9 protein-coding genes and 4 tRNA genes are annotated in these 9919 nt (G+C 49.7%); 10 read left to right on the top strand and 3 right to left on the bottom strand.

Features of this window, described 5'->3' with window-relative positions; all coding sequences use genetic code 11:
- The 10 genes from tolA to aroG form a co-directional block, all read left to right on the top strand.
- The coding region (tolA, locus tag IO95_RS18540) for a cell envelope integrity protein TolA (RefSeq protein ID WP_037386502.1) at nt 1-508 on the top strand (508 nt) is incomplete at its 5' end.
- Between the two features lie 126 nt (nt 509-634).
- The gene (gene tolB / locus IO95_RS18535; protein ID WP_023490671.1) at nt 635-1927 is read left to right on the top strand and encodes a Tol-Pal system beta propeller repeat protein TolB; all 1293 of its coding nucleotides are present in this window, start codon (nt 635-637) and stop codon (nt 1925-1927) included.
- 44 nt (nt 1928-1971) lie between these two features.
- Nucleotides 1972-2481, top strand: coding sequence for a peptidoglycan-associated lipoprotein Pal (pal, locus tag IO95_RS18530; RefSeq protein ID WP_023490670.1), 510 nt, complete (start codon nt 1972-1974; stop codon nt 2479-2481).
- A gap of 9 nt (nt 2482-2490) precedes the next feature.
- Complete coding sequence (cpoB, locus tag IO95_RS18525; RefSeq protein ID WP_023490669.1) at nt 2491-3294, top strand: cell division protein CpoB; 804 nt, start codon at nt 2491-2493, stop codon at nt 3292-3294.
- A gap of 173 nt (nt 3295-3467) precedes the next feature.
- Nucleotides 3468-3603, top strand: a tRNA-Lys gene (locus IO95_RS25335).
- A 58-nt stretch (nt 3604-3661) separates the two neighbouring features.
- Nucleotides 3662-3737, top strand: a tRNA-Lys gene (locus IO95_RS18515).
- Between the two features lie 33 nt (nt 3738-3770).
- Nucleotides 3771-3846 (top strand) — tRNA-Val (locus tag IO95_RS18510).
- Nucleotides 3847-3954: 108 nt separating this feature from the next.
- Nucleotides 3955-4030 (top strand) — tRNA-Lys (locus IO95_RS18505).
- 281 nt (nt 4031-4311) lie between these two features.
- Nucleotides 4312-5358 (top strand): quinolinate synthase NadA, encoded by a 1047-nt coding sequence (gene nadA, locus IO95_RS18500; RefSeq protein ID WP_023489199.1) that lies wholly within the window; start codon nt 4312-4314, stop codon nt 5356-5358.
- 155 nt (nt 5359-5513) lie between these two features.
- A complete protein-coding gene (aroG, locus tag IO95_RS18495; RefSeq protein ID WP_023489200.1) occupies nt 5514-6566 on the top strand; it encodes a 3-deoxy-7-phosphoheptulonate synthase AroG in 1053 nt (350 codons plus the stop codon).
- A 321-nt stretch (nt 6567-6887) separates the two neighbouring features.
- On the opposite strand, the gene gpmA is transcribed toward aroG, so the two are convergent.
- From gpmA to galK, 3 genes are all read right to left on the bottom strand, one after another.
- On the bottom strand, nt 6888-7640 hold the full coding sequence (gene gpmA, locus IO95_RS18490) for a 2,3-diphosphoglycerate-dependent phosphoglycerate mutase (protein ID WP_023489201.1): 753 nt from the start codon (nt 7638-7640) through the stop codon (nt 6888-6890).
- Between the two features lie 78 nt (nt 7641-7718).
- On the bottom strand, nt 7719-8774 hold the full coding sequence (gene galM, locus IO95_RS18485; protein WP_023489202.1) for a galactose-1-epimerase: 1056 nt from the start codon (nt 8772-8774) through the stop codon (nt 7719-7721).
- Nucleotides 8768-9919 (bottom strand): galactokinase, encoded by a 1152-nt coding sequence (galK, locus tag IO95_RS18480; protein ID WP_023489203.1) that lies wholly within the window; start codon nt 9917-9919, stop codon nt 8768-8770. The genes galM and galK overlap by 7 nt, the downstream gene beginning before the upstream one ends.

The following is a 9919-nucleotide window of genomic DNA, read 5'->3' as shown; positions in this document are numbered from 1 at the left end:
GGCGAAGGCAGCGGCGGCGGCTGAGAAGAAAGCGGCAGCAGAAGCAGAAAAGAAAGCTGCCGCCGAGAAGGCCGCTGCAGCTAAAAAAGCCGCTGATGAGAAGAAAAAGGCTGCTGAAGTCGATGATTTATTCGGTGGTTTAGCTGATGGCAAGAATGCACCGAAAGGTGGCAGTGCTAAGGCGCAAGGTGACGGTAAACCTGCAGGGCAAGGGAACGCGAAGACCGCAGGGGCTAGTGGTGCCGATATTAGTGGCTATCTGGGGCAGATTACCGCAGCCATTCAGAGCAAGTTTTATGATGCTGATCTTTACAAAGGAAGAACGTGCGATTTACGGATTAAACTGGCACCCGATGGTTTGCTGATTGATATTAAGTCTGAAGGGGGTGATCCCGCTCTGTGCCAGGCAGCAATTGCTGCGGCTAAGCAGGCTCATATTCCCAAACCACCGACTCCGGCAGTGTATGAAGTGTTCAAGAATGTACCCATTACATTTAAGCCAGAATAATGATTTTTTAATTGAGTCATACCCCAAGAATGAATCAAGGTAACCAACAGGGATCCTATCGTTTTGTTGGTTTGTTAAAATTCTGCTAATTTATCGTAGGCATCCTGCCTGGATAAGGGAGATGAGATGAAGCAGGCACTTCGAGTAGTATTAAGTTTTTTAGTACTGTGGGTATCCGTGTTACACGCGGAAGTTCGCATTGAAATCACCCAAGGCGTCGACTCTGCTCGCCCTATTGGCGTGGTACCGTTCAAATGGGCGGGGCCCGGTAGCCCTCCAGAAGATATTGGTCAGATTATTGGTGCGGATCTACGCAATAGCGGCAAGTTTAACCCTATTGATGTGGCCCGTATGCCGCAACAGCCCTCTACGGCAGCTGAAGTAACGCCAGCAGCCTGGACTGCACTGGGTATTGATGCGGTGGTGGTTGGCCAGGTTCAGCCTGGTGCCGATGGCAGTTACCTGGTTTCCTATCAACTGGTTGATACATCAGGGGCTCCTGGTACTGTTCTAGCGCAGAACCAATATAAGATCACCAAGCAGTGGTTACGTTATTCTGCACATACCGCCAGTGATGAAGTGTTTGAAAAGCTGACGGGTATCAAAGGTGCGTTCCGGACCCGTATTGCTTATGTTGTCCATACTAATGGTGGCAAATTCCCACATGAGCTGCGTGTAGCCGATTATGATGGCTATAACCAGTTCGTAGTGCACCGCTCACCTGAACCACTGATGTCACCTGCCTGGTCACCTGATGGAAGTAAATTGGCGTATGTGACCTTCGAGAGCGGCCGTTCAGCTCTGGTTATCCAGACGTTGGCTAGCGGCGCTATCCGCCAGGTTGCTTCGTTCCCACGCCATAATGGCGCGCCAGCATTTTCGCCGGATGGTTCGCGCTTGGCTTTTGCACTTTCCAAGAGCGGTAGCCTTAACCTGTATGTGATGAATCTGGGGTCAGGTCAGATCTCTCAGATTACTGATGGTCGCAGCAATAATACTGAACCCACTTGGTTCCCGGATAGTCAATCGTTGGCCTTTACCTCTGATCAGGGGGGGCGTCCTCAGATTTATAAAGTCAGTGCCAGTGGTGGCACACCACAACGCCTGACTTGGGAAGGGGCTCAGAATCAGAACGCTGATGTGAGTGCTGACGGTAAATTCTTGGTAATGGTAAGTACCAATAGTGGTGCTCAGCATATTGCCAAGCAAGATCTTGGTTCGGGTGCCGTTCAAGTATTAACGGATACGTACCTGGATGAAACACCCAGTATCGCTCCAAACGGCACCATGGTGATCTTTAGCTCCACGCAAGGTATGGGCTCCGTGCTGCAGTTGGTGTCGACTGATGGGCGTTTCAAAGCGCGTCTTCCGGCAACTGATGGACAGGTCAAATTTCCTGCCTGGTCGCCGTATCTGTAATGCATATACAAATATGTATGGCAAACTATAAAAGGATCAAAGAAATGCAACTCAATAAAATGCTGAAGGGGCTTATGCTGGCATTGCCAATTTTGGCGGTAGCGGCTTGTAGTTCTAACAAAAGCGCAAACAATGACCAATCTGGTATGGGCGCTGGCAACGGCACAGAAAATGGTAGCAGCAACCTGTCTTCTGAAGACCAAGCTCGTTTGCAGATGCAAGAACTGCAGAGAAACAATATTGTTTACTTTGCTTTTGACAAATATGACATTGGCTCTGATTTCACTCAGATGCTGGATGCTCATGCGGCATTCCTGCGTAACAATCCATCTTATAAAGTGACTGTTGAAGGTCACGCGGATGAGCGCGGTACGCCAGAATACAACATCGCTTTGGGCGAGCGTCGTGCTAGCGCTGTCAAAATGTACCTGCAAGGTAAAGGTGTTTCTGCTGACCAGATCTCTATCGTTTCCTACGGTAAAGAGAAACCAGCAGTACTGGGCCACGATGAAGCGGCTTGGGCTAAAAACCGTCGTGCCGTTCTGGTTTACTAAGAGAATCGCATGAACAGTAACTTCAGACATCACCTGTTGAGTCTGTCGTTACTGGTTGGCGTAGCGGCTCCATGGGCCGCTACTGCCCAAGCGCCAATCAGTAATGTCGGCTCCGGCTCGGTCGAAGACCGTGTCACATCACTTGAGCGGATTAGCAATGCTCAAAGTCAGCTCTTAAATCAACTTCAGCAACAACTCTCTGATAATCAACGCGATATAGATTCACTGCGTGGGCAGATTCAGGAAAATCAGTATCAGCTGAATCAGGTAGTTGAACGTCAGAAACAGCTCTATCAGCAAATTGATAGTCTTGGCCAGAATGGTGCGCAGAGTTCAGCGGGTGCTGCCGCTGGGGCCGCCGTAGGGGCAACGGCTGCCACATCTGGGGATAGCGCAAGCAATTCTTCTACCGGCACCACTGCGGCTCCAGCAAGTAGTGGCGATGAGAACAGCGACTACAATTCAGCGGTTTCACTGGCGCTGGAAAAAAAACAGTATGATGAGGCGATCACCGCCTTTCAGGCTTTTATTAAGCAGTATCCGCAGTCGACTTACCAACCTAACGCCAACTATTGGCTAGGGCAGTTGCTTTACAACAAAGGTAAAAAGGATGATGCGACCTACTATTTTGCAGTAGTGGTAAAGAATTATCCAAAATCGCCGAAGGCACCGGATGCGATGTATAAAGTTGGGGTGATCATGCAGGAAAAAGGGCAAATGGATAAAGCCAAAGCCGTTTACCAGCAGGTGATTAAGTTATACCCAACCAGCGATGCGGCCAAACAGGCCAAGAAACGCGAAGCGAGTTTATAAGCAAAATTTGAGCCCGGAATTTAGTCGATTTGGTTGAATTCTGGGCTCATTCGCGTGAAGAACAAGCAGTTGAACCTTTTAAGTAAAAATTTAGGTTGCGCTGCCAAGATAAATTAGTAATATATGCCGCCGTTGCCAAGACATCTTGTTAAGTGTCAAAGTGACAGAAAATTGGGCCGTTAGCTCAGTCGGTGGAGCAGTTGACTTTTAATCAATTGCTCGCAGGTCCGAGCCGAGCGAAGCGAGACGACAACGCGCAGCGTTGCCCGCAGGGTGAGGACGAAGGACGAATCAATCCTGCACCACCCAATGACAGATGTGGCTTTATAAGTAGTAACCATGTTTTGAGCAGTAAGCTCACAATGATGGGTCGTTAGCTCAGTCGGTAGAGCAGTTGACTTTTAATCAATTGGTCGCAGGTTCGAATCCTGCACGACCCACCAATTTAAGTATCTAGTAAGCAGTAACCATGCAGTGGGTGATTAGCTCAGTTGGTAGAGCATCTCCTTTACACGGAGGGGGTCGGCGGTTCGAGCCCGTCATCACCCACCACTAACATGGGTCGGTAGAGCAGTTGGCCTTTAATCAATCCTGCACTGCAAATGATTTGAACAGTTTTAAATAGTAGTAACCATGTTTTGAGCAATAGCTCACTATTATGGGTCGTTAGCTCAGTCGGTAGAGCAGTTGACTTTTAATCAATTGGTCGCAGGTTCGAATCCTGCACGACCCACCATCTCTTTATATAGCACTCAACTATCCCAAACACTCAATTATACAAATCCCACGAATCGTGTTAGATGAAAACATATGCTGTTGCTAACAGTTGCCATTGTTCCACCCCTCCTCAAACACCCCAAATTTTAATCTATTAAACAAAAATCAATTTTTATAGAAAATAGCAGCGACTCAATACAAAAATTGCGGTATTTTGTTTAGTATAACAAACAAAGTTGTTTGCCAAGAGTAAGCGAGTACCAATAAGCAAACATCCAACCCGTTGAAGAGATAAAAGTAATGAGTGAAATGTTTGATATCAATGCTGCGGTGTACCCATTCCCTCCAAAACCGCAACCGTTAGATGGAGCAGAAAAAGCATTTTATCGCCAAAAGATTAAAACGTTACTCAAGCAACGGGATGCCGTGATGGTGGCTCATTACTATACTGATCCTGAAATCCAGGCTCTCGCAGAGGAAACGGGGGGATGTGTTGCAGATTCACTGGAAATGGCGCGTTTTGGCAGCCGACATCCGGCCTCAACGTTACTGGTTGCTGGGGTCCGTTTTATGGGGGAAACAGCTAAAATCCTCAGCCCGGAAAAACAGGTATTGATGCCAACATTGCATGCCGAATGCTCACTGGATCTTGGCTGTCCAGCGGCGGAGTTTAACGCTTTTTGCGACAGTCACCCCGAGCGGACCGTGGTGGTTTATGCCAATACGTCAGCGGCAGTTAAAGCCCGTGCCGATTGGGTTGTCACTTCCAGTATTGCAGTTGAATTGATTGAACACCTTGATAGCCTCGGTGAGAAAATTATCTGGGCACCGGATCGGCATCTTGGTCATTATGTACAAAAGCAAACAGGGGCGGATGTACTGTGCTGGCAAGGGGCTTGTATCGTTCATGATGAGTTTAAAACGCAAGCGCTGTTGCGTATGAAGGCGCTCTACCCCAATGCGGCAATATTGGTGCATCCAGAGTCTCCCCATGCGGTGATCGAACTGGCTGATGCGGTTGGGTCAACCAGCCAGTTGATTCAAGCGGCAACCAAACTACCTCACCCGCAACTGATTGTGGCTACTGATCGCGGTATCTTTTACAAGATGCAACAGGCTTGCCCGGATAAAGAGCTATTCGAAGCCCCTACGGCGGGGGAAGGGGCAACCTGTCGCAGTTGCGCACATTGTCCATGGATGGCGATGAACGGCTTGCAAGCCATTGCTGAAGGGTTGGAGCAGATGGGTGCACAGCATGAGATCCTGGTGGATGAAACACTGCGTGATAAGGCGCTTATCCCGCTTAACCGCATGTTGGAGTTTGCTGCACATTTACCTGGTCGCTGACAGATAGCATCAATATCTCTCGGCATTGAGACGGCAGCACGGTAGCTGCCACAATGCCAACGGCGACATAAAGATGATTTACAGCAACAGCTACAGCCGCTAGATTGGTAAGTCTCTGCGCATTGTGCAATACACCGATACCTAATGGAAAAGCTATGAATTATCAAAATGACGATTTACGTATTAAACAAATCACGGAACTCCTGCCACCGGTGGCTCTGTTGGAGAAGTTTCCTGCCACTCTACAAGCGGCTGAAACGGTGTCACAAGCGCGTAATGCTATCCACAACATCCTTCGTGGCAATGATGATCGTCTGCTGGTGGTGATTGGCCCTTGCTCTATTCACGATACTCATGCAGCAAAAGAGTATGCGACACGTCTGCTGAAACTGCGCCAGGAGCTTGGTGGTGAGTTAGAGATAGTGATGCGCGTCTATTTTGAAAAGCCACGCACCACCGTTGGCTGGAAAGGGTTGATTAATGATCCACAGATGGATAACAGCTTCCAGATCAATGAAGGCTTGCGTCTGGCACGTAAGTTATTGCTGGATATTAATGATGCTGGTTTACCGACGGCGGGTGAATTTCTCGATATGATCACGCCTCAATATCTGGCAGACCTGATGAGTTGGGGGGCTATTGGTGCGCGGACGACTGAATCTCAAGTGCACCGTGAGCTGGCCTCTGGCCTCTCTTGTCCGGTTGGTTTTAAGAATGGTACTGACGGTACGATTAAAGTTGCCATTGACGCCATTAATGCAGCGAGTGCCGCGCACTGCTTCCTGTCTGTCACCAAGTGGGGGCATTCTGCCATTGTGAACACGGGGGGGAATGGTGATTGCCATATCATCCTGCGTGGTGGCAAGGAGCCAAACTACAGTGCAGCACATGTGAAGCAAGTGAAAGATGGCCTGGTTAAAGCGGGTTTACCACCACGAGTGATGATCGATTTCAGCCATGCTAACAGTAGCAAGCAGTTTAAAAAGCAGTTGGACGTCAATACCGATGTTTGCAATCAATTATGTGCGGGTGAGCAAGCCATTATTGGTGTCATGATCGAAAGTCACCTGGTGGAAGGGAATCAGAATCTGGAAAGTGGTGAGCCGCTGGTTTATGGTAAAAGCGTGACCGATGCTTGCATTGGCTGGGAAGATACCGAAACTGTCCTGCGTGAATTGGCCGCAGCGGTAAAAGTACGCCGTAGCTGATAGTTAGTTTTCCAGGCCCCGCACTAGCAGGGTCTGGACTTTATGAGATGATCGGTAAAACGGTCACCAACAGCATGTATATACCCAAAATAATTAGAGTTGCCTGTAGGCAGCCAGCACTGGTGCTGGCCCGCAAGGTGAGCCTTATGGATGAGGTTCAATGATCCCCTGGCGGGGCTGCCAGTTAGGCAGCTCGGTTAGTGCTCAAAGCAGCGGCCAAAATTCATCAGCATAACGAGGTCACCGAACTGGGCCTAACCGTGGTCAACGTCAGTGTCCGTGCCCAGCCAATACTGGGCACGTCCTGCCGGTTAGCGGGGATTACTTCGCTTTACCCTGATTGGCTACCAACGCTGCTTTGGCAGCGATCTCGTCAGCATTACCCAGATAGTAGCGTTTAACTGGGTTGAAGTGCTCATCGAATTCATACACCAAAGGGACGCCCGTTGGGATATTCAGCTCGATAATCTCATCTTCGCTCATCTTATCGAGATATTTCACCAAGGCGCGTAATGAGTTGCCGTGGGCGGTAACGATAACGCGTTCACCGCGTTTGATTCGCGGCAGGATCTCTTGGTTCCAGTAAGGGATCACTCGTTCAATGGTTAATGCCAGGCTTTCGGTTAGGGGCAGCTCTTTTTCGCTCAGTGCAGAGTAGCGTGGGTCATGCCCTGGGTAGCGTTCATCTGCTTTGGTTAATGCTGGTGGGGTGACGGCAAAACCACGGCGCCATTGTAGCACTTGCTCGTCACCATATTTCTCTGCGGTTTCAGCTTTATTGAGCCCTTGCAATGCGCCGTAGTGGCGCTCATTCAGCTTCCAGGTTTTTTCGGTGGGCAACCAGACTTGGTCCAGTTCGTCCAGAATACGCCACAATGTGTGGATAGCCCGCTTGAGTACCGAGGTATAAGCAAAGTCAAAAGTGAAACCTTCCTGTTTTAACAGTTTACCTGCTGCTTTGGCTTCGCTACGGCCTTTATCTGAAAGATCAACATCATACCAACCGGTAAAGCGGTTCTCGTTGTTCCACAGACTTTCACCGTGACGTACCAGTACCAACTTGGTTGTTGCCATAGCCTGACTCCTTAATCACGCGTCATCATAATAATAACGATAATCATTATACTATAGCAGTCAACCTTTAACGCTAAATCAAGCTGAGTGACCGATTGGCTCAAACTGATAATGTGTGGCGCTCTGGTACCGTTGTCCGGGTTGTAACCAACAGTCAGGTTGCGGCCATTCTGGGTGGTTCGGGCTGTCGGGCAAAAATTCACTTTCCAGTGCCACGCCAGCGTAAATGTCGTAGCTGCCGCCATCACGTGCTGGTGTTCCCGCTAGATAATTCCCACTATAAAACTGTATTGCAGGTGCCGTTGTGAATAGCGTCATTTTGACCTGACCATCGGCTGACCATAAATGGGCGGCAGGGTTGCTCAATACCTGACAGGAACGAGACAGCAGATAGGCATGGTCATAACCTTTAACCCGTTGTTGGCAGCGATCACGCAGTAAGTCTTGCTGAATGGTTTTCGGTTGGCGGAAATCCATGCCGGTATCAGTGACCGGGGTCAGGTCGGCACAAGGGATCCCTTCGCTGTCTACCGGTAGATAGCTGTCGGCGAACAGTTGCAAACGCTGTTGCCTGGCGTCTTGTCCTGCACCATCCAAGTTGAAGTAGGCATGGTTGGTCAGATTGACGGGGCAAGTGCGATCAGTTTGCGCCTGATACTCAATTTCCAGCCGATGGTCGTCGGTCAACCGATAGGTGAGTGTGACGTCCAGATTCCCCGGAAACCCTTGGTCACCATGGGGAGAATGTAATTGATATACGATGTGTTGTTCATCTTGTGCCACAATTTGCCAGCGGCGCGCATGAAAACCTCCGGGCCCGCCATGTAACTGGTGAGGTCCCTGATTGGCAATCAAGGGGTAAGTTTTGCCTGCGATCAACAGTTTGGCATTAGCAATGCGGTTGGCATAACGGCCGACAGTTGCCCCTAGATAAGCACTTTGATGCAAATACTGTTCTGGAGATTGGCAGCCCAACAGCAGTTCGCGTTTCTCGCCTGATTTCAGCGGCAACACGGCAGAAAGCCAAGTCGCACCCCAATCCATGAGGGTGATAGTCATTCCCCCGCTATTACGCAGGGTCGTGAGGGTGAATGGCTGCCCATCAGGGGCTAGTGCAGGTTTATTGGTTAACATAAGCCAGATCCTTGTGATGGTTTACAGACATAAAAAGTTTCTTTCAGCCCATTGGTTTGCCGTGGGTATTCCTGGGCGACAGTGGCACGCACTGGCTCGACTAAATCTACGGGCATCAGTGCCACAATGCAGCCGCCAAAACCGCCACCGGTCATACGTACCCCACCACGGTCACCAATCACCTGTTTCACGATTGTCACCAAGGTATCGATTGGCGGTACCGTGATTTCAAAATCATCACGCATTGAAGCGTGCGATTCAGCCATTAGTGTCCCCATCAAGCTCAGGTTACCGGCGGTTAATGCGGCAGCAGCCGCCAAGGTACGCTCGTTTTCATTGATCACATGGCGCGCACGTTTGGCGACGGTAGGATCCAGTTGATGCTGAGCTGCTAAAAATTGTGCTGAAGTGACATCGCGTAGCGCCTTAACACCAAAGAAACGGGCTGCTTCCTCACATTGTTTGCGCCGCGTGTTGTATTCACTGTCCACCAACCCCCGTTTGACGTTGGAATTGATAATGACAACGGCCACCTCGGCTGGCATTGATACCGCCTGAGTTTCCAGTGAGCGGCAGTCGATCAACAGGGCATGGTCTTGCTTGCCCAGTGCCGAAATCAACTGATCCATAATGCCGCAATTACAGCCGACAAACTGGTTTTCCGCCTCTTGGCCATTAAGCGCTAAGGCAACACCATCCAGCGGTAACTGATAAAGTGCTTGCAATGCCTGACCAACGGCGACTTCCAATGATGCTGATGAACTTAGCCCGGCCCCCTGCGGTACATTGCCGCTAATGACCAGGTCGGCACCCGCAAACTCGGTATTACGTGTTTGCAGATGTTTTACTACACCGCGTACATAGTCAGCCCAACGGAGGTCAGGATGTTTGATGATCGGGCTATCCAGCGAAAATTGATCCTGCTGATTTTGATAGTCGGCAGCTAACACACGGATTTGGCGATCATGGCGTGGTGCCGCACTGATCACCGTCTGGTAATCGATCGCACAAGGGAGAACGAAACCGTCATTATAGTCAGTGTGTTCACCAATCAGGTTGACCCGACCTGGAGCCTGAATCGTCAGCGTAGGGGCATAGCCAAAATGCTGGTTAAAAAGGTCGTGGGTATGTTTTTTCAAACTCAT

The organism is Serratia sp. DD3 (assembly GCF_000496755.2).
The sequence above is the reverse complement of the archived record's forward strand: the minus strand, read 5'-3'. Positions and strand labels throughout refer to the sequence as shown.

Excerpts from the sequence above, each read along its gene's own strand:
- aroG (WP_023489200.1), top strand. The coding sequence starts at position 5,514 with ATGAATTATCAAAATGACGATTTACGTATTAAACAAATCACGGAACTC.
- gpmA (WP_023489201.1), bottom strand. The coding sequence starts at position 7,640 with ATGGCAACAACCAAGTTGGTACTGGTACGTCACGGTGAAAGTCTGTGG.
- pal (WP_023490670.1), top strand. The coding sequence starts at position 1,972 with ATGCAACTCAATAAAATGCTGAAGGGGCTTATGCTGGCATTGCCAATT.
- tolB (WP_023490671.1), top strand. The coding sequence starts at position 635 with ATGAAGCAGGCACTTCGAGTAGTATTAAGTTTTTTAGTACTGTGGGTA.
- nadA (WP_023489199.1), top strand. The coding sequence starts at position 4,312 with ATGAGTGAAATGTTTGATATCAATGCTGCGGTGTACCCATTCCCTCCA.
- galK (WP_023489203.1), bottom strand. The coding sequence starts at position 9,919 with ATGAGTTTGAAAAAACATACCCACGACCTTTTTAACCAGCATTTTGGC.
- cpoB (WP_023490669.1), top strand. The coding sequence starts at position 2,491 with ATGAACAGTAACTTCAGACATCACCTGTTGAGTCTGTCGTTACTGGTT.
- galM (WP_023489202.1), bottom strand. The coding sequence starts at position 8,774 with ATGTTAACCAATAAACCTGCACTAGCCCCTGATGGGCAGCCATTCACC.